The sequence below is a fragment of the Peribacillus sp. FSL H8-0477 genome (assembly GCF_038002765.1).
In the GTDB taxonomy this organism is placed as follows: domain Bacteria; phylum Bacillota; class Bacilli; order Bacillales; family DSM-1321; genus Peribacillus.
This window is the reverse complement of record NZ_JBBODE010000002.1, coordinates 1,082,468-1,106,807: the sequence shown is the minus strand read 5'-3', so window position 1 is coordinate 1,106,807 and position 24,340 is coordinate 1,082,468. Positions and strand designations below refer to the sequence as shown.

The 24,340-nt window shown below is 37.2% G+C and carries 22 protein-coding genes and 1 pseudogene; 7 read left to right on the top strand and 16 right to left on the bottom strand.

Translation table 11 applies throughout. The annotated features are described in order from the left end of the window. Positions 1–73 precede the first annotated feature (73 nt). The 5 genes from MHI18_RS17120 to MHI18_RS17100 all read right to left on the bottom strand — a co-directional run bounded on the left by MHI18_RS17120 (position 74) and on the right by MHI18_RS17100 (position 4,053). The gene (locus MHI18_RS17120; RefSeq protein ID WP_340849039.1) at positions 74–541 is read right to left on the bottom strand and encodes a GNAT family N-acetyltransferase; all 468 of its coding nucleotides are present in this window, start codon (positions 539–541) and stop codon (positions 74–76) included. Between the two features lie 16 nt (positions 542–557). After that, positions 558–1,133, bottom strand: a complete 576-nt coding sequence (locus MHI18_RS17115; RefSeq protein ID WP_340849038.1) for an MEDS domain-containing protein — start codon at positions 1,131–1,133, stop codon at positions 558–560. A 137-nt stretch (positions 1,134–1,270) separates the two neighbouring features. Beyond that, a complete protein-coding gene (locus MHI18_RS17110) occupies positions 1,271–1,882 on the bottom strand; it encodes an NUDIX hydrolase (protein ID WP_340849037.1) in 612 nt (203 codons plus the stop codon). A 123-nt stretch (positions 1,883–2,005) separates the two neighbouring features. Next, positions 2,006–3,022 carry a 2-keto-3-deoxygluconate permease gene (locus MHI18_RS17105; protein ID WP_340849036.1) on the bottom strand — a complete coding sequence of 339 codons (1,017 nt, stop codon included), beginning with the start codon at positions 3,020–3,022 and terminating at the stop codon, positions 2,006–2,008. 68 nt (positions 3,023–3,090) lie between these two features. Beyond that, positions 3,091–4,053: a sugar kinase gene (locus MHI18_RS17100; RefSeq protein ID WP_340849033.1), complete on the bottom strand. Its 963-nt coding sequence runs from the start codon at positions 4,051–4,053 to the stop codon at positions 3,091–3,093. Between the two features lie 295 nt (positions 4,054–4,348). Between MHI18_RS17100 and kduI the strand changes: the two genes are divergently transcribed. From kduI to MHI18_RS17080, 4 genes are all read left to right on the top strand, one after another. Further along, positions 4,349–5,179: a 5-dehydro-4-deoxy-D-glucuronate isomerase gene (kduI, locus tag MHI18_RS17095; protein ID WP_340850313.1), complete on the top strand. Its 831-nt coding sequence runs from the start codon at positions 4,349–4,351 to the stop codon at positions 5,177–5,179. Between the two features lie 34 nt (positions 5,180–5,213). Further along, on the top strand, positions 5,214–5,876 hold the full coding sequence (locus MHI18_RS17090) for a bifunctional 2-keto-4-hydroxyglutarate aldolase/2-keto-3-deoxy-6-phosphogluconate aldolase (protein WP_340849031.1): 663 nt from the start codon (positions 5,214–5,216) through the stop codon (positions 5,874–5,876). Next, entirely contained in the window at positions 5,873–6,649 is a 777-nt protein-coding gene (gene kduD / locus MHI18_RS17085; RefSeq protein ID WP_340849029.1) for a 2-dehydro-3-deoxy-D-gluconate 5-dehydrogenase KduD, read from the top strand. Before MHI18_RS17090 ends, kduD begins: the two co-directional genes overlap by 4 nt. 161 nt (positions 6,650–6,810) lie before the next feature. Continuing rightward, positions 6,811–7,821 (top strand): LacI family DNA-binding transcriptional regulator, encoded by a 1,011-nt coding sequence (locus MHI18_RS17080; RefSeq protein ID WP_340849024.1) that lies wholly within the window; start codon positions 6,811–6,813, stop codon positions 7,819–7,821. A gap of 397 nt (positions 7,822–8,218) precedes the next feature. Here the strand turns inward: MHI18_RS17080 and MHI18_RS17075 are convergent, their stop codons facing one another. The 5 genes from MHI18_RS17075 to MHI18_RS17055 form a co-directional block, all read right to left on the bottom strand. Continuing rightward, entirely contained in the window at positions 8,219–9,199 is a 981-nt protein-coding gene (locus tag MHI18_RS17075; RefSeq protein WP_340849023.1) for a quinone oxidoreductase family protein, read from the bottom strand. A 110-nt stretch (positions 9,200–9,309) separates the two neighbouring features. Further along, positions 9,310–10,068, bottom strand: a complete 759-nt coding sequence (locus MHI18_RS17070) for a TVP38/TMEM64 family protein (RefSeq protein WP_340849021.1) — start codon at positions 10,066–10,068, stop codon at positions 9,310–9,312. 511 nt (positions 10,069–10,579) lie between these two features. Beyond that, the gene (locus MHI18_RS17065) at positions 10,580–11,236 is read right to left on the bottom strand and encodes a C40 family peptidase (RefSeq protein WP_340849020.1); all 657 of its coding nucleotides are present in this window, start codon (positions 11,234–11,236) and stop codon (positions 10,580–10,582) included. A gap of 199 nt (positions 11,237–11,435) precedes the next feature. Next, positions 11,436–11,606 carry a hypothetical protein gene (locus tag MHI18_RS17060; protein ID WP_340849019.1) on the bottom strand — a complete coding sequence of 57 codons (171 nt, stop codon included), beginning with the start codon at positions 11,604–11,606 and terminating at the stop codon, positions 11,436–11,438. Between the two features lie 226 nt (positions 11,607–11,832). Next, on the bottom strand, positions 11,833–12,924 hold the full coding sequence (locus MHI18_RS17055) for a CotH kinase family protein (RefSeq protein WP_340849018.1): 1,092 nt from the start codon (positions 12,922–12,924) through the stop codon (positions 11,833–11,835). An 829-nt stretch (positions 12,925–13,753) separates the two neighbouring features. Here MHI18_RS17055 and MHI18_RS17050 point away from each other — a divergent pair. From MHI18_RS17050 to MHI18_RS17040, 3 genes are all read left to right on the top strand, one after another. After that, positions 13,754–15,643 (top strand): PTS mannitol transporter subunit IICBA, encoded by a 1,890-nt coding sequence (locus MHI18_RS17050; protein ID WP_340849016.1) that lies wholly within the window; start codon positions 13,754–13,756, stop codon positions 15,641–15,643. 103 nt (positions 15,644–15,746) lie between these two features. Next, positions 15,747–17,834, top strand: coding sequence for a BglG family transcription antiterminator (locus tag MHI18_RS17045; RefSeq protein ID WP_340849014.1), 2,088 nt, complete (start codon positions 15,747–15,749; stop codon positions 17,832–17,834). A 5-nt stretch (positions 17,835–17,839) separates the two neighbouring features. Then, entirely contained in the window at positions 17,840–18,982 is a 1,143-nt protein-coding gene (locus tag MHI18_RS17040; protein WP_340849013.1) for a mannitol-1-phosphate 5-dehydrogenase, read from the top strand. Positions 18,983–19,039: 57 nt separating this feature from the next. On the opposite strand, the gene MHI18_RS17035 is transcribed toward MHI18_RS17040, so the two are convergent. The 6 genes and pseudogenes from MHI18_RS17035 to MHI18_RS17010 form a co-directional block, all read right to left on the bottom strand. Then, the gene (locus tag MHI18_RS17035; protein ID WP_340850312.1) at positions 19,040–19,708 is read right to left on the bottom strand and encodes a vWA domain-containing protein; all 669 of its coding nucleotides are present in this window, start codon (positions 19,706–19,708) and stop codon (positions 19,040–19,042) included. A 72-nt stretch (positions 19,709–19,780) separates the two neighbouring features. Continuing rightward, a pseudogene (locus MHI18_RS17030) lies at positions 19,781–20,293 on the bottom strand (TerD family protein); the annotation flags it as partial. Between the two features lie 140 nt (positions 20,294–20,433). After that, positions 20,434–20,595: a hypothetical protein gene (locus MHI18_RS17025; protein WP_340849012.1), complete on the bottom strand. Its 162-nt coding sequence runs from the start codon at positions 20,593–20,595 to the stop codon at positions 20,434–20,436. 199 nt (positions 20,596–20,794) lie between these two features. Next, the gene (locus MHI18_RS17020; RefSeq protein WP_340849010.1) at positions 20,795–21,421 is read right to left on the bottom strand and encodes a spore coat protein; all 627 of its coding nucleotides are present in this window, start codon (positions 21,419–21,421) and stop codon (positions 20,795–20,797) included. A gap of 153 nt (positions 21,422–21,574) precedes the next feature. Then, on the bottom strand, positions 21,575–22,792 hold the full coding sequence (locus MHI18_RS17015; RefSeq protein WP_340849009.1) for a sensor histidine kinase: 1,218 nt from the start codon (positions 22,790–22,792) through the stop codon (positions 21,575–21,577). 306 nt (positions 22,793–23,098) lie between these two features. Then, positions 23,099–24,292: an ornithine--oxo-acid transaminase gene (locus MHI18_RS17010; RefSeq protein WP_340849006.1), complete on the bottom strand. Its 1,194-nt coding sequence runs from the start codon at positions 24,290–24,292 to the stop codon at positions 23,099–23,101. Positions 24,293–24,340 lie beyond the last annotated feature (48 nt).

Genomic DNA, 24,340 nt, shown 5'->3' with positions numbered 1-24,340 from the left:
AGTCGTTTTCTTTGCGACTCCTTAATCATACTTCTAATTTCTCAGATAGTCAACTTTTATTTTCAAAAGATTTTTATGTCAATTCCTTATCGTTCACAGTCCTCTCAAGCAAACTAAGTAAAACACCAGGGGCAATCTCAATTTCATTTACTTTTTCAAAACCAAAATGTCGGTAAAGATTCAAAGCAGGTTGATTTTTCGATCCTGTACTGACGGTAATCTTCTTCCCAGATGCTAGAGCCAATGATGCTTTTATTAACTTTCCGCCTACTCCTTTTCGAAAATACCGCGGGTGCACCACAAGTCGACAAATTTCCATGGTATCCCTTTCAACGGAATAAGAAAGAAAACCTGTCCACTCGTGTTCCAGTCGATACCCAATAAAGGACTCTCCACTCATCATGATACTATCTACTGAATCCTTTAATTGCGGAATCTCCGAAAAACCAATTAACGTTGCTTCTATATTATATGATGGAATCTGTATCGCTAAGATTTCATCAGCCAGAGCTACATTGATATCATTTAAATATACGATCATTTTAACACCTCATATTTTACAACCCGCTATACTCTTCCGAATGGATCAATCTTTCGTCGTCATATAATAAGAAGTTATGGAACTTCTTTAGTATCGCTTCAAGAGAAGGTGAAACTCTGCATGCGTCATAAGCACAAACTGATATAAGTCCACTCTTACTAAGAGTCGCATCGACTATACGTTCATATTCACTAATTTTTCTATCAATGTCCTCCTCGCAGCCCCACTCAACATGGGCCCACGTGCGAAAAGAGCTGTTCTTTTTCGTATATTCGTCTTGTGTTTTATTAAAATAAGCTAGAATGGTAGCTGATTCAAAATCACCATTCATACAGTAAAAGTCGAAATTATTAATATAACAAACTTTCCTTAATTGAGCAGTCGACAAACACACAACTAGTTTCTTTTTTAAAGAACTCCATAGCCGTTCATTCTCAATGAATAACACTTCATCTCCTTGCTCAATAGCTGTCTTAATATAAGTTAGCGCATTTTTATAATAGCCATTTAACTCATAAAAATTATAAAAAATATGACCACCGTTAGTCTGCTTCATCCATTCAGTTCTCGTTCCAATCTGATCTCCTGACAATTGATCAATCCCCTTCCCTATTTTCTCCTCACATCTATCTTACTATAATTTAGTAGTAGTATATAAATTTTTCTATTTAAATTCAAAAAAGAACCTGCGAATAACATTCGCAGGTTCAAACTCTTCTAGACTGAGGATTATCGAATAATATCTACTAGATGAGCTACTATCCTCGCCGTCATTCCCCAGATTACTTTCCCCTTATAAGAATAAAAATACTCATCCACCTTTCTCGTCTGCCAGTGATAGTTCTCCCCGCCGACTACAAGCTCGAAGGGGAAGTTTTCTTCCGGCTCAGCTCTTAAATTAACTGGATAGATCGCGGGAGGATTATCCAAAAAATAACTTAATGGGACAGTAAAAACCCCGCCAACTTCAGAAGGATTCAGCTTCATAGGTACAGCAGGATCAATTACTCCTGCATATGGATAGACGATCATCCCCGGAGAAACGATATAGTTAAGCGGAGTAACATCAGTTATGTTTTCTTCTTTAATACCCAACTCCTCCGTTGTCTCCCGAATTGCCGTCTGCTGTTCAGTTCGGTCAAGAGGATCTTTCCTACCTCCCGGAAAACAAATATCCCCCGGCTGCCTACGCATCTCAAGAGAACGAATTTCAAATAGTATATGAGTTTCTCCATTAACTTCTACTAGAGGCACTAACACGGCATACTTATTAAAAGCTTCGCTCCCTAATATTATCGGCGTATGCTTCCTTAGCTTGTTTAACACCGAATTTTCATTCAAGACAATCACCCCTTACATCTATAAATTCTATACCCATTTCTACTAGTATATAGCTTATTATAAACATACAAAAACAACTGCGGCAAAAAACCACAGTTGAAGGAGGTAACGCTTACATTTTATTTATTGTGCCTTACGAACGGAAGATCCAGGCGTAACAGTTGTTTTTTTGTACCTACGCTGAGGAATCCCTCTCTTCTCCTGTACTTTCGCTACCCACATTGTAAGCATAGGCGTTAAAATTGCTGTTACTAACACACTCGTCGCTATAATTGCTGTTGCTGATTCAGCTACTGGAGCAAATTGCGGATTCAACTCAGCAATGATAAACGGAACAGCGACTGCAGCACCAGCTGTCGAAGAAGCAGCCACACCAGCGACTCCATCCGAGCCAGTTACATATCGATCCAACACATACAAGACTCCACCTGAAAGGAAAACAACTGCTACTCCCATCAGAATACCCATAAATCCAGATTTAATAATCATTCCAAAATCTAAACCAAACCCTAGAGCCAGGGCGAAGAACGGAATAAGAACGGGTACCGCTTGTCCAAAGAATGCTCGACATTCCTTATCAATGTTCCCAACAATCATCCCTACTACAAACGGGATTAGTGTTGAAACAATAGTCTGCCATGGGAACGTAGCTAGACCGCCTACCCCTAAAATAATCATCGTGAAAAACGGACCGCTTTCTATACTAATAAAAGGAAAGGCCGCTGCATCTTCTGTTCTGCCTAACTTAGTCATTAAAGCCGTGTATAATCCGCCGTTTGTTTCATTAAATGCCGCAATGAGGACTAACGCAGATAAACCAGAAAATATTCCTGTCTGAATTCCGTTTTCCGGAAGTATTAAGGCAGCCGCATATCCTAATAATGCCGCAAACACAACTTTCCCTATAAGTAAGGTCAATCCTTTCTTGGCGATGTAACCTGATTGTTTCACATCAATGGTTGCTCCTACACAAAAGAAGAAAACCGCTAGTATCGATGCCGTACCTGTTAATAAAGCGCCAGTAAATCCACCAAAGTAAGTAGCTGTATTAGGAAATAAAGTATTAATCAAGGCCCCAAAAAATAACGGAACAACCATCATACCACCAGGAACTTTTTCAATGCTCGCTTTTATTCTCATTATAATCTCTCCAATCATATCCATTAATGATTTCTCAAGCTTCGTAATCAGATAATTGAGTGCCGCATTTAACTATTATGAACTTTATGCTGTTTTTCAATAAACTCATCTAATTTTGATCTGGTTGGCATTCCATCCATATCTCCTGGCGACATAACTTGAAGAGCACCAATTGCATTTCCTCGGATAACAGCTTCTTGAATCGTTTTACCGTCAAGTAATCCACTAATCACCCCGACAGCGAAGCCATCTCCAGCACCTACCGTATCCACTACTTCCTCAACCGCAAACCCATTTATGTAACCTTCCTCACTATCCTTTTTAAAGTAAGCACCCTTCGCACCAAGCTTGATAATAACCGTTTTAACTCCTTTACTTATATAGAAATCCGCCACTTCCTCCGGTGTGGAAAGACCAGTCAATATCTCAGCTTCTGACATTCCCGGTAAGAATAGATCTGCCAAACAAGCAAGCTGATTAATTTCTTTAATCATTGTTTGTTTATCCTTCCATAACTTAAGTCGTAAATTCGGATCAAAGGAAATAGTCTTTCCTTCTTGCTTCATATACCTCATCGCCGCTAAAGAAAATTCATGGCATCCAGAAGACAGTGCTGAAGGAATCCCCGTCACATGTAAGTGCTTTGCTTGCCCGAAGTATTCTTCAGAAAGGTCATCTACATTTAAAGTAGACGCTGCCGAATTTTTTCTGAAATACTCAACCTCTGGATCTCCTTCAACCACTTTCGACTTAATCAGCATTCCTGTAGCCTTCTCACTAGTAAACCGAATACCCATCGTATCTACTTTTTCTTTATACAATTCTTCCATAATAAATTTTCCAAAACTATCATTACCGAGCTTCGTCATATACCCCACATGCAAGTCGAGACGCGCTAATCCACAAGCCACATTTGACTCTGCGCCTGCTAGAGCACGAGAAAAAGATTTAACCAAATGGAGAGGTTTGACCTCATTCGCATAGAACATAGCCATCGGCTCTCCAAAGGTAATGACATCTAAATTTTTCATTTCTATTCCTCCTAAAGAAAAAAGTTTAGTAAACCTTGAAATAAGAAAGCGTTTTCTTTTGTAATAACGTCAGATTATCATATAAACCGGTTTTTAACAATAATATTCAGAATGTTTTTCTTTTTTCACCAAATCTACATAATATCCATTGTTTTCTATGTATAATCCTCTTAAACTACTTTATTTATTTGACTATTTGGAAAATGTTATATATATTTTAGGTATTGGCAGCGCTAACATCTGTTGTTTTTAATGATAAACCGTTTTACTAATATGAGGAGGTTATTATATGAAAATGGAGAAACGTTATTCTATTCACCCAACACAAGCCAAACAGTTTGGTACGGAGGAGATCCGCAAAAACTTTCTTGTGGAAAATCTTTTTTTAGCAGATGAAATTTCCTTATGCTACTCACTGGATGACAGAATTATTGTTGGCGGTGTTGCGCCCGTATCTAAAGAAGTAAAGTTAGAAAGTCATGATTTTATAAAGGCCGATTACTTTTTAGAAAGAAGAGAATTAGGCATTTTTAATATAGGGGAATCTGGGAAAATCTTTGTTGATGGAGAAGAATATATTCTTCAAAATCGTGATTGTTTATATATAGGCTTAGGCTGTAAAGACATCAAGTTCATAAGTGATTCAGAATCTAATCCTGCTAAGTTTTATTTAGTATCTGCACCTGCACACAAACATTACCCTATCCAGCATGTCGCATTCAATGACGTACCTGGAGACGCGATGGGGTCACATGAAACAGCAAATAAACGTACCATTCGAAGAATGATTCATGAAAAAGGTATTCAAAGCTGTCAGTTGTGCATGGGAATGACCGAGTTAGAGTCCGGGAATGTTTGGAACTCTATGCCCCCGCATGTCCATGACCGCAGAGTAGAAGTTTATATGTATTTCGATATGAAAAAAGACGCGCTCATGTTCCATATGATGGGTGAGCCAGATGAAACAAGACATATTGTGATGAAGAACGAAGAGGCCGTTATTTCGCCGCCATGGTCTATTCACAGCGGAGCCGCAACCAGCAGTTATACCTTTATTTGGGCAATGGCCGGAGAAAACTATACGTATGAAGATATGGATACCTTCCCACTTTCAGATATGAAGTAATGTTTACTAATAAATCTAGTAAAGGATGGAACTCATGAAAAAATTGAAAATCCTTCAAAAGATCACTAATATTCCTTTAGTAGCTGTAGTCAGAGCGGATTCTCCAGAGAAGGCAATCCGAATATCTGAAGCTTGCCTTGAAGGCGGCATACGAAATATTGAGATTACATTCACGACCCCAAGAGCTGAAGAAGCTATCACTCTCTTAAATAAAATGCACCCAGATATGGTTGTGGGTGCAGGCACTGTTTTGGATCCGATAACTGCTCGTATTGCCATTATGGCTGGAGCTCAATTCATTGTAAGTCCCTCATGTAATGAGGACATTATGAAACTATGTCATTTGTATCAAATCCCCTATATGCCGGGGTGTGAAACGATTACAGAAATGGTTTCAGCTATGTCTCTTGGAGCAGATGTCATTAAATTATTCCCTGGAAGCGCATTTGGTCCAGATTATGTGAAAGCAATTAAAGGCCCTCTTCCAGATATCAATCTAATGCCTACCGGTGGAGTTGATATTACCAACGTTGACCAATGGCTAAATAACGGCTGTGTCGCAGTTGGTATCGGAGGAAACTTGATCGCGCCAGCAAAAGATGATAATTATTCTGAGATTACTAGACTTGCAAAAGAATATATCGAAAAAATAAAACCAATCACAAACAACAATCTACTCTTGGAGGAATTAAGATGAGCCTACTCGATTTTTCAATGGATTTCTTTAGTTTAAAAGGAAAAGCAGCTATCGTTACAGGAGGAAATACTGGTTTAGGACAAGGTTACGCTGTTGCCCTAGCTAAAGCAGGGGCCGATGTATTTATTGTCGCCCATAGCGATGACTGGAAAGAAACACAAGAACTAATCGAAACAACTGGCCAAAGAGCCGTCTTCTATCAAGCAGACCTGACAAACAAAGAAAGTTTAGAAGGTGTTATTACTGGCTGTCTTGAAGCTTATGGAAAAGTAGATATTCTTGTTAATAATGCTGGAACAATCCGTAGAGCTCCCCTATTAGAATATACAGATGAAGATTGGAATGCGGTTATGGATATTAATCTTAATGCCTTATATTTTCTTAGTCAGCTCGCCGCTAAAGAAATGGTTAAGCAAGGCAGTGGCAAAATTATTAATATTGCCTCCATGCTTACTTTCCAGGGGGGGAAATTCGTCCCTGCATATACTGCCAGCAAGCATGGTGTAGCCGGCCTCACTAAAGCATTTGCCAATGAATTAGCTGGTCATAATATTCAAATAAACGCGATAGCACCTGGTTATATTGAAACAGCCAATACTGCAGCGCTTCGTGCAGATGAGTCGAGAAATAAAGAAATCTTATCAAGAATTCCTGCTGAAAAATGGGGAACTCCTTTCGATGTCATGGGAACAGTCGTTTTCCTTTCAAGCAGAGCCTCTGATTATATGAATGGACATATCTTGGCAGTAGATGGCGGATGGCTCGTTCGTTAATACTGAAAAAAGAAACTACCCTTAGCGATATACTTTCATCGTTAGGGGTTTTCTTCTAAAAAAAGATTTTCTTCGGATAATGGCAGCAATGGTATCCTGTTCTACCTTTTGTTATGATGAAGTTAATTTGTAACACTAAATTTGTCCATTAGGAGAACACCATGAATAAAAAAAAGAAAATTACAATTTCCGATGTTGCTGAAAAAGCAGGCGTTTCCAAAAGTACGGTTTCTCAGTTCATCAACCAACGATATCGATATATGAGTGCTGACACAAAAGAAAAAATCCAAGAAGTTATTAAAGAACTTGATTTCCGTCCAAATGATAATGCCCGTAATTTAAAAGTAAAAAAAACAAAGGTTATTGGCATTTTAGTAGCTAATATCCTACATACATTGTCTACTGAAATTATTCGAATTGTCGAAGAACGTCTTCAGCAGAATGGCATCAAAGTGTTTATTTGTAACTCTGCAGATGATCCAGAAAAAGAAAAAGAGTATATTGATTTGCTCATCTCTACTCGTGTGGATGGAATGATTATCTTCCCAGTCGGAAATGATTTTAAAGTTTATAACTATCTAGTAGACCATTCTATTCCAATGGTGTTTGTCGATCGCTTAGTGGATGGAATTGCTTCTGATTCAGTTCTCTTAGATAATCACGCAGCTAGTTTTTTAGCTGTTTCAATGCTTGCTGAGAAAGGGCACAAGGACATCACTTTTATAACTTTACCGATTGATATTCCCATAACACCCCGTGTGGAGAGAATAGAAGGATTTAAGAAGGCAATGGCAGCTTATCATTTAGAGGTTAATCAAGAGAGTATTTATGCTTTACCAAGCGGTGAAATAAAAGAAACATTGTCCCAAAGATTTATAGAAAACACTCTCCCAACAGCTATTGTCGCAGGAAATGATTTAGTCCTTCGTGAAGTTTTAAGCTACTTGAAAAAACAGAACATATCCATTCCTGAAGAAGTAGCCGTTGTTAGTATTGATAACGTTGATTATTCAGAGTTTTACCAGCCTTCTGTTACCACCATCGGACAGCCTATCCTGCAAATGGGGATCAAGGCAGCTGAACTATTATTGGAGCGAATTGAAAATCAAGCCCAAACTCCATTTATAACCTATAGATTTGCTCCTGAACTTAATGAAAGAAATTCTTGCTAAATCGCACTCCATGACCGGGCTGTTATGGTCAAAAAAAAGAAGACTGTCAGATAACAGCCTTTCAGTTTGTCGACAAAAGAGTTCTGGAATGAAACATTCCGGAACTCTTTGTTTTGAAATTTTTCATGGAGGTCTTTTTGGTGATAAAGACTGTTCATTGCCTCTTCTTAAGGCGACCTGCTACCGAATATATATCTTTGACCAACTCATAAATGAAAGAAAAATCCAGGGCTTCTTCGATTTTGCAAACCTACCTCCTGCGGGAAAAGCGTGTCTAGGGGAGAGCCAGCCGAGGAGGCTCACCGACCGCCCGCGGAAAGCGAGTGCCAGAAAGTTCTACAAGCCATAAAAATAGACAAACTTGATTTCCACCTAAGTTTGTCTACAGTCTTTTTACTTATTTCTTTACATCTAATAATATTTTTCCAGTACTCAATCTGCTCTCAATTAGTTTATGGGCAGCTTTCGCTTCTTCTAAAGGAAATTGGTAGCTTATTTTAATGTTGAGTTCCCCATCTTTTAAATAATTTAGTACTTGTTTAGCTGTATGTCTTAATGATTCGGGTCGATTTATCCGTGTAGTACCTAAACTAAATCCAAGAATCGACCGGCAGCTTGAATGCAGGTCACTCGTTTGAATGATACCCGGCTGTCCGCTGGAGTTTCCAAATTGTATTAAACGCCCATATGGTGCTAGACATGCCAAACTTCTTTGCGTAATTGGACCAGCTACCGAATCTAAAACAATCTGCACCCCTTTTCCTTCCGTTATTAAATTCACCTTTTCCGCAAAGTCTTCATTTTCATAGCAAAAAACGTGATCTGCTCCAGCATGTTGTGCAACCGCTGCTTTACTTTCACTCCCAACCGTTCCAATAATTGTTCCTGCCCCTAGAATCTTTGCTAATTGAATAGCTGTTGTTCCTACACCGCCTGAGGCTGAGTGGATAAGAATGGTTTCACCTGGTTCAATTCGTGCAATATCAACAAGGAGCTTATAAGATAGAAATGCAACGGTGGGGCACGCTGCTGCCATTTCAAAATCAACTTCATCTGGCAGTTCAAACGTCAGCATGGCTTCTGCTGCAACATATTCTGAATAAGATCCGCTGGACGGAAAAGCCATCACTCTTTGTCCTATTTTGAAGTTGTCTACTTCCGAGCCTACCTCTACAATTACCCCTGCCGCATCTAGCCCTGGTACGAATGGAAACACATTACTCCCCTTTTTCCCATATCTGGATTTAACATCAGCATAATTGACACTGGTTTTCTCTACCCTGATTAATACTTGCGATGGAGCAATAACGGGAATATCCATATCAACATATCTTAAAACATCTGGGCTGCCAAAATCAGTAACAATAATTGCTTTCAAATCCATCTCCTCTTTTCCTTTTTATGACATTATATCATTTGAGTGGACCAAGAACTTGTTTCATAAAAATAAAAAAACGCTTATCACTTAAAGATGATAAACGTTTTCCTTTAATTAGCTGAATCCTTTTTCTTCTTCTTATAAAACTTTTTAAAGCAGACATAGATTACAATACTTGCCCCAACCAGTGCCCACAGTAAGTTTTTATTCAAATCTAATGAAATTAACCCCGCCGGAACAAGAGCTAATGCAAAAAAATAAATAAAGTTCCCTAAACTAGTTGCTACTAAATATTTATAAAAGGAAATAGAGCTAAGACCAGCGAGAATATTCACTAAACTGGTTGGGACGAATGGAAAAATCCGCGCCTGGAATACATACATAAATCCATTCTTTTCTACTTTCTGGATCAACTCTGGTTTAACCTTCTTGGTCAGCATATCCTGAAAAAGATACCGGATGCAGAAAAAAATGATTACTGCTGCCACAATACTTGTAAATACACTCCATATAAACCCAATTACCAATCCGAAGAGTGAAATATTTATGGTTATAATGAGTATTAAAGGAATAAGTGTAAAGCTGTTTTGAATAACCATAATAATAAGCATAAACAAATATAAATAGATCATATTATCGGTTAACAGCAGCTTTATTTGTTTCGTATCCCCATTGGTCAACGCTTTAAACAAATCCTGATTCATAAAATAAAATAAACACCCTAATAGGATTGGGATAAGCGCATACAATATTTTAAAGTACTTTTTATTTTCACCCATGTGCTTCCCCCAGTAATCAAACTTTTTCCCACGTACTGAGATGAATTCATTATTTCTCTCCATAGTATAGATAAATTTTTGATTTTTCAATAAACAACACTTGATTAAACCCACTTTAAAAGGTATGAAGTTAAATCCTTTACATACATAGTTTATTAAAAAACTATATCTTAACTCAGATTATGGCATTTAATAGGCTTACTGTTATTTTATAATTCTTTATTGACATAGTATCCGCTTTTTAAATCACTTGTGTCCTGCTGAATTTGTTCTAGGATAGCCCTTTCATTCGCAAGGTTTTATTCAGATTAATTTTAGAGAGACGGTTGATTGAAGTGGAAGGCGTGAAGACTCCTGCGGGAACAACGGGACAGGTGAGACCCCGCAGGAGCGTGAGCATTGATGCGGCTCACCGCCCGCCCGCGGAAAGCGAAGCGCCTGGAATGGAAATCAACATCTCAATTTTAAATCTCACCCGAGTTTGTCTACAGTCTGATCCTACAATTTCCTGTCGTAATATAAAATAAAATTTGGTCAAAATAAAAGACCCTTCAAGCAGGACTAAACTACTTAGTCTACTTAAAGGGTCCCTCTTTTTATATTAAATTCGTTTAGCTCCGATATATTTAGGCTTCCAGTAAGAATTACTTATAGAAGCGATTGAAACCCCTTTAGAAGTAGCCGATTGGATCATCTGACCACCGCCGATATAAATGGATACATGAGTTGGTTTCGATGCTCGATTAGGCGCAAAAAACATCAGGTCGCCAGCTTTCAACGTATTGACCGAGCTTCCTTTTTTATACATAGCTGCTGCAGTACGCGGCAATGTCTTCCCAGCTTTTGCATATGAATATTTAACAAGACCGGAACAATCAAACCCTTTTGGTGTAATTCCACCCCAGCGGTACCTTGTCCCTAAATACTGTTTAGCTACTGAAATTGCTTTTACTTTATAACTTGAAATGCTGGCAGGGCTAATCTTTTCTGAGGTTAAATAGCTGCTGTTAACATATCCCTCTATACCATTGGAACTGATTTTTGCCCACCCTTTAGATTCGGAATAAACATTGACCTCAGTGCCAGCCTCTAATTTAGTAATGATAGGTGCAGTTGCTTTAGGACTTTTTCGAATATTTAATGAATCATCTATAGGTACGTCGACATATTTACTAGTAATTGCTGCATCGACAAATGTTGGTATCATAGCTGCTAATAAAATCCCCAAGAACAAAGTTGAAATGATCTTTTTAACCAATTTAGTATACCCCCAGTTGTACTTTCTTAAACCTATTATACTAGTAAAATGGTAGGAGTTATATTACAACTATATTACAAATATAATACAACAAAGGTAATTAATAGAGATAATAGAGTTTTATTGATTGATCATCCTAGTATATAAAAAACGCAGCCATCAATATAATTGACAGCTGCGTTTTGATTTCATTTATAGGTTATGAATAAATAACACCTTGGAAAAGTAGGTTAACTTTTGATTTTTTATCTTCACTTTTCTTTTTCTGGAAATCCTTAGCTTTCAAAAATGCATCCATCATTCCAGAAGCTTCTATTGTTATTTTCTTTGATTCCTTTTCATTATCAAGAATAAAAACGTAGTCTCTCATGATGCATCACCTCCTCTTATGTATTGATCATCTATAGGAAAATCTTTTGGTTAAATGATTGCGTTTACATTTCATAAAGATTAGATTAGTTATTACTCATTTATTATACAATAATATTGAAAACGTTTACATGTTTTTTGTGAACATTTTATGAATTCCTGTATATTATTGACACATTTAGCGGGATTTTGAATACATTTCTACCAAAACCCCGCTCTCTATACGATTAATTTAATATATTTATATTATTTTTAAGATACCTAGTTCGTGCTTCAATATATCCACAGATCATTTCTTCCTCTTGATCAAACAAATGAATATTTTTATTTACATAACGATCTTTTGAAATATATGGCCTGATTAATTCCATCAATGTTCGAATTTTAGGCTTCATATATTCTACAGTGAATTGGTGTTGTAATATATTCTCTAACCGCTTTTGGTATTGATGACGAAATGTTTTCACATCAAGAATTCGTGCGGTCAGTGTATTAAACCCTTCTATTCTCAAATAATCTTCAGCCATTAATTCTCCATGGATGTCCCTTCCCCAAGTCGCATCATAGTCCCATGGAATCATCTCAAAAAGACCAGACTCTCCGTTTCTATATAGCGCATAATTATGTACAAACCCGTCATAATTTTGGGTGAAGACCACTCCAGCAAGCCAGGCTATATATTTTTCAACGTTTAAGTATCTGACAATTTCCTTTTCAAAGTCTACTCTTGAAATTGTATTTACTTTTATTATGAATTCATGCAAGGCATGCTCATCTTCCATTGTTCCACACTTTCTTTCATACCCAAGTTCGAGCGACTTCTTTACATCTTGGTCAAGTTCACTCATTAATGAAAAGTTGGCATCACCATCTACAGCATAAAATATTGCCCCTTTAGGTAGTTTTTGAGTTTCTAAAAAGTATTCATCCACTGATTCTAATTCTAAATAAACTCCTTCGTTTTTCCCGTTTATTTTCAGATTAACAAATCGTGAGGTTGGTGATAGCGAGCCAATATCTTTAAAAAAGTCTAAAGATAATTTATTTCTTATTAATGATGGATCCACATATTCAGCGTTTAAATGCCATTCTTTTGCATTTCGATACATCGCTGGCTTTCGAAACATTATATGGTAGGATTTTTTTTCAAATTCACGAATATGCGAACCTCGGTAGGCTAAATCGATGTTATACCTTTTTTTGTTTACAGTCAGCGTAGCTGGAACGGGCTCATCAATCCAAATATCCCGTCTCAGTTCGCTAAAATCTATGGGATGAATAAACAGCTGATATTCAGCAAGTTTTTTAGTATGCTCCATCTCAAACCCTCGCCTTCTTGTTTCCCCAAAAATCGTCTTTCAGAATTTTTTGCTTGCTGGGCGTTTGGAGTTTACAAATGTTGTACTAGCTACATAGATTATAGAAGGATAAGTTGTGTACACCCTACAGTACATTTCATTCCTTTTCATAACTATGAACTGGAGGAAAATAGTATGTCGAATTTTTGCAATGATGATATACAAAGAGCAGTAGAAAGGGCAAATCGTATCGGCGGTTGCGACTTTATGTTTGAGAGCCCCGAATCCAATTCCTGTTCTAGAAAGAACACATGCAGTAATCGGCGTCGTTGTTCTAATAAGCGCCGTAGGACTAACAAGAAGTGCCGTAGTACCAACAAGAAGTGCCGTAGTACCAACAAGAAGTGCCGTAGTAGCAACAAAAAGTGCCGTAGTACCAACAAGAAGTGCCGCTGTTCCAACAAGAAACACCGCTGCTCTAACAACCGTCACCGCTGCTGCTCAAATAAGCGCCGCAATACCAGCAATAACCACAGTAACTGTTGCCAAAATACAAGCCAATTCAACCATAAACAAGTATGTTTTAGCGGTTCTAATATGATCGAGTTTAGAGTGTGGAGATAAGGAACAATAGCTAAACAAAAGGTGATAGGATTTTCCCTATCACCTTTTGTTATGATACATAGATTTTCTTTAGAAAATGCTCCCCTCCGAAAAATAATATTAAATCTCAGGTTAACTAGCACAAGGTCTGTCATTAATCAATACGCCAAAGTTAGCTTTCCTATCTGTTGTTTGTGAAACATTCGTGAACTATTATAAAGATATAAATGATGAAGGGGGAATTTGTATGGCTCAATCTAAGACAAAATTAGCTGTGCAGAAATTCGGCAATTTTTTAAGCTCAATGGTAATGCCCAATATTGCTGCATTTATTGCATGGGGGCTTATAACCGCCCTATTTATACCAAGCGGCTTTATTCCAAATGAAGAATTAAATAAATTAGTCAGTCCGATGGTCAGCTTCTTACTACCAATCTTAATTGGATATACAGGCGGTAAGCTGATGCATGAACACCGAGGCGGGGTAGTTGGTGCTATCGCTACAATGGGAGTAATTGTAGGAGCAGACATTCCAATGTTCCTCGGAGCTATGATTATGGGGCCACTTGGCGGCTACCTAATCAAGAAATTTGATCAAGCAATTGAGGGCAAAGTCAAAACTGGTTTTGAAATGTTAGTTAATAATTTCTCAGCTGGTATCCTTGGCGGTATCTTATCTATTGTTTCTTTTTTAATCGTGGGACCCGCTGTAGCCATTTTCACTGGCTGGCTTGAAAACGGTGTTGAGTGGCTTGTTGCAATGAAATTATTACCTTTAACAAGTATTCTCATAGAGCCAGGGAAAATTTTATTCCTTAACAATGCAATTAATCATGGAATCCTTTCCCCGATAGGAACTGAACAAGCTCGTGAAGCAGGGAAATCCATTCTCTTCCTGCTTGAAGCAAATCCTGGACCTGGTCTTGGCGTTTTGCTGGCATTTTCTATCTTTGGAAAAGGAACAGCAAAAAAAACCGCACCTGGAGCCGCAATTATTCAATTTTTCGGGGGAATTCATGAAATATATTTCCCTTACATTTTAATGCGCCCTATTCTTTTCCTCGCTGTGATATTAGGCGGAATGAGTGGTGTGTTCACTATGTTACTTTTAGGCGGCGGTTTATTTGCACCATCGTCACCGGGAAGCATACTTGCCATTGCTGCTGTTACACCACATGATGCTGGCACCTATCTTGCAAACTTTGCTGGCATATTTGTTGCTGCAGCGGTTTCATTTATAGTTGCTATGTTCGTCTTAAAGACGGGTAAACAACCAGATGAAGATATCGATGATGCTGCAAAAAAAATGCAAGAAATGAAAGGTAAAAAAAGTTCGGTATCTGGATTATTTACTACAGAATCACAACAATTCCCACAAAATGTTAATAAAATTATTTTTGCATGTGATGCTGGAATGGGTTCAAGCGCTATGGGAGCCTCTCTCTTACGAAAGAAAGTCAAAGAAGCAGGATTACATGTAAACGTAAGCAATACAGCTATTAGTAATCTTACAGATGATGCAGAAATTGTGATCACTCAGGATGAACTAACACCAAGGGCAAAAAACAAAGTACCAACTGCTTACCATATTTCAGTTGATAATTTCCTTTCAAGCCCTGAATATGATAAATTAATCAGCCAATTACATGGTCATGTAATGGATAACGCTAATGAGGAACTTGAATCAGCTAATGGACAGAACACAAGTGATGATACCTTATTACTAGAGAGCAAAATATTCCTTAATATGGAATTTAAAGACAAAGAAGAAGCAATCCGTTTCGCCGGCAGAGCATTAGTTAATGGCGGGTATGCAGCTGAGAGCTATATTGAAGCTATGATTGAACGAGATAAAATCACGTCTACTTATATGGGAAATGATGTAGCGATCCCCCATGGAACTGAAGAAGCGAAAAAGGCTGTTATAAAGTCTGGCTTTACTGTTCTTCAAGTTCCCAATGGTGTAGACTTTAATGGAGAAAAAGTACGGTTAATTTTCGGAATAGCAGGAAAAGATGGTACCCATTTAGAAATTCTCTCTGGCATTGCAGTGACATGTTCAGATATGGAGAACATTGAAAAAATGGTTCAAGCAAAATCAGCTAAAGAAATAAAGACTATTCTAAATGAAAACTAATCAATAAATTTAATGAAATGAATAGAAAGCAGCCTCTTGCTTTCTATTCATTTCCCTGTTTATTTCGACATTCTCTATATGTCACAGGAAATGAGTTGATAGCATGTTTATTTCTTCAAGGGAAAAAGCAATTATTGAATTGATCATTAGAACTTCTGGCAAACATACAGCCTTTTCAACTGCCAGTTTCTTAAATGTAAGCGTTAGAACGATTCAGCGGGATTTAAAGACAATAGAAAAGATTCTGCATCAATTCCAGCTTCGATTAGCTCGTACAACTGATGAAGGACTTCTTATAGAGGGAAAGAATGAGATGATTTTTCGTCTTGTCCAGAAGCTGACCGAAATTACACCTGTTGATCAAACTCCAAAAGAACGAAGGCTAGCCCTCCTACTTATCTTATTGCACGAAGGAGATTCCTTTAAGATTCAGGTTTTAGCGAATCAACTGAATGTCAGTGTTACCACCTTAACATCCTATTTGGACGAATTGACAGAATGGATGAAGAATTACCAGGTCATTCTTTCAAGAAAACGTGGTGTGGGCATTAGTTTAGATGGTTCAGAAAAAAACAAAAGAAAAGCACTTGCAGGCTATTTTTTATTGCATTTCAATGAAGAACTGATTGAAGCTCTATTTCTTTTAGAAAAAAGCGAAGTTTTTCAAGATAAGATTTTAGGGTATTTCTCACCAGATTTTCTGCTGATCACTGAACGTTTAGTCAATGAAATCATCTATAAAGGTCCTTCAAAACTAACCGATAGTGACTATGTTGCGCTCATTATAACGATTTGTATTTCCATGCAAAGAATAAAGCTAGGATTTCTTCTAGAAGATGATGAGGAACAACCTCCTAGTGAAATACTAGAAGAATACAGTATTATGGAACAATTGTGTAAAAAACTCGGAGAAAAATATTCTATCGTGTTCACAACCAAGGACATTTTTTTATTAGCTGTTACTTTGAAAGGATCTAAAATCCATACAGCAAAAGCTATTCATGATGATAGTGTATTACTCGGACCCCATATTAAAAGTGTCATTCGAAATATATCGGCACAGCTTAATATTGATTTAACAAATGACTTTTCGCTTTTTCAAGGACTTCTTGCTCATATGGAACCTTCTCTTTTTCGGATTCAGCAAAAGATGGATTTGTTTAATCCATTAACAGATGATATCAAAAAAAAGTATCCCGTACTGTTCATGGCCGTAAAGGACAGTTTGGAGAATGAATTCACTCATTTAGAATTCCCCGAAAACGAAGTCGCCTTCATTGTTCTGCATTTTGGTTCAGCTTTACTGTTAAGTGAAGAGGCTATGTCGATTAAATCCCTCGTGGTCTGTCCTACTGGAATTGGAACATCTAAAATGCTGGCAAGCAGGATAAAAAAAGAGATTATCGAAATTGATACGGTCGAAATTAAATCGATTAAAGATTTAAATCATGTAAACTTAAGCCAATATGATGTCATTATATCTACTGTAAGACTGCCATTTATGGATGTAGATTATCTTCTGGTAAGCCCCCTGTTGAGTAGTGAAGAAATAAAAACAATAAGGACCTACCTGCAAAAAAATCTACATACTCTTACAAAAAATAAATATCATTTAATGGTAAATGGGAAAGAAAAAATTCGTTCGCGCAAACGTAATCAGTCAATCACGGACGTTTTAAAAGAAATTAAAGAGGTACAATCTAGTATAGAAATAATTCTCAAAAACTTCTGTGTTTATCAAAAGAAGAATGAATCTTATCAGCAGGTGATCATGGAAATGATCCATTCAGCTGAGAAAAGTCACCTTTTATCTCAGCCTGAAACAGTTTTACATGAAGTTATGGAACGGGAGAAATTAGGCGGGCTCGGAATTCCACGAACAAGCATGGCCCTTTTCCACTGTCGACACGAAAACGTTCATGAATTGATCTTCCAAATTACCCACTTGAACACCCCATGCATTGTTAAAGGAATGGATGGAAAAGATTTACCTATTAAAAACATAATGCTCTTGGCAGCTCCTAGAAATATGAATGGAAGAGAGCAAGAAATACTTAGTCTTATAAGCACAAGTTTAATTGAAAACGATGAAGCTATACTAGCCTTTTCTTCTTCTAATGAAGATATGATTCGATCGAAATTGGAAGCTATTTTCTTAGAATATCTTCACAATAATCTAATAAAGGACTGATACAAATGAAAAAAGTCGTTCACTTTGGTGCAGGTAATATCGGAAGAGGATTTATCGGAGCACTATTTTCCCAATCAGGTTATCATGTAACTTTTGTAGATATTGCTGATGAAGTAATTAATCAATTAAATGAAGAAAAAACGTATCTTGTAAAGCTTGCAACTGAGCAAGGAGAGGTTACCAAAATTGATCATGTCTCCGGTCTTAATAATATGACACAGGAAACAGATGTAATCGAAGCAATAAAAACTGCGACATACCTTACCACGGCTATCGGACCTAATATCCTTCCGCATATTGCTCCATTAATTGCTAAAGGAATAACAGAAAGAGTTAAGGTATCGGACGAAAAAATATATATTATTGCTTGTGAAAACCAAATTTCATCTACTGACATATTGAAAAAATTTATCTTAGAACATCTGGATGAAGAAACAAAAACAGCCATGCAAGATAAAGTATCCTTCTTTAATTCAGCTGTAGACCGGATTGTTCCCATTCAAAATACAAAAGGATCTCTTGATGTTCTGGTTGAATCCTATTATGAATGGGTGGTCGAAACAAAAGATACCATTCCTCATGTTGAAGGCATGACCATTGTAGAAGAGTTAGCCCCTTTTATTGAAAGAAAACTGTTTACGGTTAATACTGGACATGCTGTTATAGCCTATCTCGGTTATCTGGCAAATAAAACTACAATTGATGAAACATTAGCAGATCCTGAAGTCCTTCAACAAGTTAAAGCAACATTGAATGAAACGGGAGCCTATTTAATTAAGCAGTATAATTTGAATCCAGACGAACATGAAAAATACATTAATAAAATTATACAACGCTTTAAGAACCCTTATTTAAACGATGGAGTAACAAGAGTAGGCCGCTCACCTATACGTAAGCTTGGTCCAGAAGATAGACTAGTACGACCAGCAGTCCAAGCACAAAAAGCTGGTCTCAGCTTTGACTATCTTGCTAAAGCAATGGCTGCCGCCCTGCACTTTGATTGTCAAGATGATCACGAAGCAGTAACCATTCAAGCGATGATTCAAGAACATGGTGTATTCCATGTTTTAAAAGAAATTAGTAACTTAGACGAAAATGATGAAATAGCAAGAACAGTTGTTCATCATTATGAATCCATGAAAAAATAAACAGAATGACTAGTAAAAGGGGAATGAACTTTTGTTCATTCCCCTTTTTTCTACCACTCATTTAACTATACTTTTTTGTTTAGCCTCTTTTAACCACATTGGAAATTCGTTTAGTAGCTGGTCGTACAGTTCTTCGTCCGATACTGTTTCAATATTCATGAAATGAAAGAAATTGGCATTGTCGACCACTCTGCCTTCCATTGTATCTAATTTTCTTAATACATCAAAATTGGCATCACCAACGCCAACAAACTGCCAAAAAATTGGCTTGTCCGAAGATCCTACAATGAACTTTTTAATGCCTGATTTACAGCCGCCATCATTAATAAATACTAGGAATACAGGCAGCTCACTTGGCTCTTCTTTAAGATATTTTTGCAAGACATCTTTCATAACTTTGGGTTCATCATTTCTCCCAAATTTATGAATAGTATCATTTGTCAAAATCTGTTCATTCACATAACCTGAAAAGTCTTTTTCCGTTACTTGAGGCAAACGGGTAAATTCATTGTCATATATCCAAACGTCCAACGCTCCGTCATCATCAAATTGACTGGCAACTGCTAAAATTCGTTCAACAACTTTTTGGACTGTGCCATCATTATAAAGTTTTCTCATCGAGCCGCTAATATCTAAAACCAAACCTACTTTAGCTGTAACATGTTGTATTTGTTTTTTCTCAAGTACAATTCGAACTTTCTTTTTTAATAAAGAAACGGTACTCATTTGCTGTGGAAGACTCTCCTTCTTAACGGGTTCTGGTGAGGGCTCACCAACCTCAACGCCGTATTCAGTACAAAGATCCGCTAACCCGCCAAAATAACCTGCACCTACTGCCTCGTACTTCCATTCTCCCGCATGACGATACAAACTACCAAGAACAATAGCATTTTCATTAGTAAAGGAGTACGTGACTGGAAAAGTTGTTACCACGTCCTTTGTCTTATCATTAATAACTTGCATCTCAATCTCTGATACATTTGCAAATATATTCCCGGTTGCTTCAGGTTGATCAATGGTCAGCGTAAAGACAATCTTTTGAACATCCAGCGGCACTTGAGGCAGGTTAATGACAAAATGAGGCTTCTCTAAATACTCTAATCGTACCGAACCACAGCTAGAGACAGGTTGTCCATAAAACACAAAATCTTCTTCCCTGACAACCTCCCCCTTTTCACCAATCATAAAGGCAGATGCATCAATCTCCATATCATTTCCTGAATGCCATGTCATTTTCACGTCTACTAACTCTCTATCTGAATGATTCTTTGTCAAATCCATTTTTTGACCTTTAACTATTGTCAAACTCATTTCTTTTCCCTCCCTTGTTTATCTTCTTTTATTATAATAGTTCATTACTTTTTTCAGCAAAATAAAAAGGCGATTCCCACTTGGAATCAGCCTTGTTTATTTTGCTGCTTGTGACATACTTATTCCCCTTTAAACATGATTTAATAAACAATTCCTTTAAATAAAATCTTGGCTTGGTTCCCTAATTTCTTTTGCCTTTGAAAATCTTTGACCTTCTTTATGGCATCCATCATTCCAGTTGCTTCAATAATAACCTCCTGTGGTTCGATGTCGTAATCAAGTATAAATATATAATCCTTCATAAAATCTCCCCCTATAGCTATAGTGTATAAATTGATTATATTGAACGTATAGTTTTTTTATGTATTTTCATTAAGTTTGTGAACACGCTTACATTTTATTTAAATAAGAAGAAACAGCTTTTCATAGCATTAAAAAGAATATCTTATGGTTTAACAATCCCTAAGGACTGTTAAACCACTCTGTTATCTTTTCTTAGGATTAATGAGGCATTGGCGGCTGAGACTGAGCTGGTGCAAATCCATTTACCATTTGTTGAATATCCGCAGGGGCAAGTTGTGGAACTTGATAATAATGATGTTTGTTTTGATATAGTGATATCTCATAAGCCATCTCTATACAGTTTGGAACAGAATCAGCAAACACGCGGCGAACCACTGGATTTGTAAGTTCTAACGTTGACATAGCTTTCAAGGATGCCCCTGCTTTTACTTCTCCTAGCATAAGATTCGAAATACATTCATCAGTAATATCAGACACTGATTGTATCGGTTTCTTTGGCTGTGACGGCTTAAGTCCATAAATAAAATCATTACCTTGTTTCATTTTATAACTTTGTGTCGGTTTAGACGGATCCATTCCTGTCTTAAAGGACTCTACAGATATGTTATATTCCTCTTGAATAAACTGATACTGACGATCTAGAATGTCCTTTAACTCTGGATCTTTAATATGTTGGCGTAACAATGTATATAAATTTAGTGTATTGATTGTCCCAGTTAGGACTTCGTGTACATCAAATAACTCATGACCTCCATGATTCATTTGCGGAGGCACAGCACCTGTTTGCATATTTTGATGAATTTGTTCTTGTTGATTTTGCTCCATACATATTCCTCCTCTTAAACGTAATAGGTGAACAACAACTAGTATGGTAAAAGGTCGAAAGAACTATTCCTTACATAGATCAGTAAATGAAGAAAAAAAGAAGAAGATATCCTAATTAGACATCTTCTACACATTTTGTCCTATAAAAATTCCCTATTTTAGATGAGACACTTTAATTTCGAAGGCTACGGTTGAACCTTTGTTGGTTGATTCTTCAATCCAGATACTTCCTAGCATCATTTCAACCAGCTGCTTACAGATAGGAAGACCGAGCTGACTTCCTCTTTGCTGTTCTCTATATCCATTTTTCACTTTAGAAAATGCTTCAAACAATGTTTCTTTTTGATCATTTTCAATTCCCACCCCAGTATCCTTTACTGTGAAGAGTAATGTAACGCATTCAGGAGGATCATTATTTAAAATTAAGGAAACCATAATAGTTATCCTTCCATGTTTCGTGTACTTTACAGCATTTCCAACTACGTTATGAAGAATTTGTCGAATTTTATAATCGTCTCCCAATAATACTAATGGAATAGCAGAATCGATGATACTTTCAATTAAAATTTGTTTTTTTTCAGTTTCGGGAACATATTGTTGGATCACTCGTTCTACACAGGCACGGATATCAAAAGGTTGAAGATTCATTTTCATTTGACCTGAACCTAATTTTGAAAAATCTAAGATATGATTCAATGTTGAAAGCAGGGATTTCCCACTTGTCTCAATAACCTCTGCATATTCTACCTGTTCTTGTGTTAATTCAGTAGATCGCAGCAATTCTGTCATTCCCATAATCCCATTCATAGGCGTCCTGATTTCATGACTAAGGAGGGCTAATAGATCAGATTTCTCCTGATTAAGTTTATCAATGTATCGTGAAGCTAAACGCAGCTCCATCTCATCCATTACGATTTGTGCGAGTGTTTTTAAAATTGCTACCTCTTCTTCTGTAATTGTTCGCGGTTTAAAATCAATTATACATAATACGCCAAGATTATGATTATCCTGCGTGGTCAGTGGAACTGCTGCATAAAAACGAAATCCCATTTCACCTGCAACCAAAGGATTAGCTAGCGAACGTGGATCGATACTGGCGTCTTCTAAAATATACGGAACATGACTAAGAATAGCAGAAGCACAAAGTCCAGGTTCACGATCAATTTGATCCACATCAATCCCATGATGAGATTTAAACCAAATACGATCACTGTCGACAAGACTAGTTATGGCAATAGGGGTTTTTAGTAATTGTGAAGCAAGTGCAGTAATTCTATCAAATGCACCATCTGGAGGTGTATCAAGTATCTCGTATAGTTTCAACGCATTAATACGTTTCTCCTCTATATGATGTTTTTCCAGTTCATTCATCATTCATCCTCCGATTACAATCCCTTAAGGATGCTAGAATGCAAAAATTTTTTCTTCAAGCCTTATTTTGCTAAGGTAATCTTGAAGTATTTACTGTTCTCATACATGTCGTTTGCAATATTATCATGTAAACAAATGTTAATCAAGAAACGATTAGGTTTCACTAATAAATACATTTACCATGTAATTAATTTGATTTCTGCGGGTATCATCAGCAAAAAAAAAGAGAGTAACTCGGGTATCGAGTCACCTCTTCTAACTAAAACCGTTCTGAAAAGTCTTCCCTTTTCCGATATAGAATTTTTCTCATGATAATATTTGTTTAATTCGATCAATAGCAAAATCCAGTTCTTTTTTTGTTATGGTCAGCGGCGGAGCAAAACGAATCACTGTATCATGGGTTTCTTTACATAGTACATGTAACTCTTTTAATCGTTCACAATAAGGTCTTGCTTCTTCAGTTAATTCTACCCCGATGAATAAGCCTCTGCCCCGAATTTCTTTGATCTTAGGACTCTTAATTTCCTGTAGGCGTTTCATAAAATATTCTCCAAGTTCTAATGAACGTTCGGCAAGCTTTTCTTCTTCAAGTACTTCAAGAGAAGCAATGGAAACAGCACAGGCTAATGGATTACCACCAAATGTCGAACCATGAGAACCAGGATTAAACACGCCAAGAATTTCACGATTAGCTGCAACACATGAAATGGGGAACACTCCACCCCCAAGTGCTTTCCCTAAAATATACATATCAGGGGTTACTTCATCCCAGTCCGAAGCAAAGGTTTTCCCTGAGCGTCCAAGTCCAGTTTGGATTTCATCGGCAACGAATAAGACGTTATTTTCTTTGCACAGTTCAAAAGCTGCTTTTAAAAATCCTTGCGGAGGTATAATGATCCCGGCTTCACCTTGAATTGGTTCAATTAAAAATCCTGCCGTTTGAGGCGTAATGGCTGCTTTCAATGCTTCCAAATCGCCGTATGGAATCAGCTTAATTCCTGGCAGCATTGGACCAAAACCTCTTTGATATTCTTCCTCCGAAGACAGTGACACAGCGGCCATTGTCCGGCCATGGAAATTACCTGTACAAGCAATAATCTCCGCTCGATTCTCAGCAATCCCTTTCACGTCATATCCCCAGCGTCTAACAGATTTAATTGCTGTTTCTACTGCTTCAGCACCCGTATTCATTGGCAGCGCCATATCCTTTTGTGTCAGTTGGGCTATTTTTTGATACCATGGACCCAGCTGATCATTATGAAACGCACGAGATGTCAATGTCACACGGTCTGCTTGATTTTTTAAAGCTTCGATAATTTTCGGATGTCTATGTCCTTGATTCACAGCTGAATAAGCACTTAACATATCCATATACTTATTTCCATCAGGATCTTCCACCCATACTCCTTCGGCCCTTGTAATAACGATGGGGAGCGGATTATAGTTATTCGCACCATATTGCTCTGTTTGCTCGATTACTTTTTCTGTTTTCGTTCTCATGCAAATCCCTCCATCATGTTTCTTTCACTATAAATACTGCAAGATTTG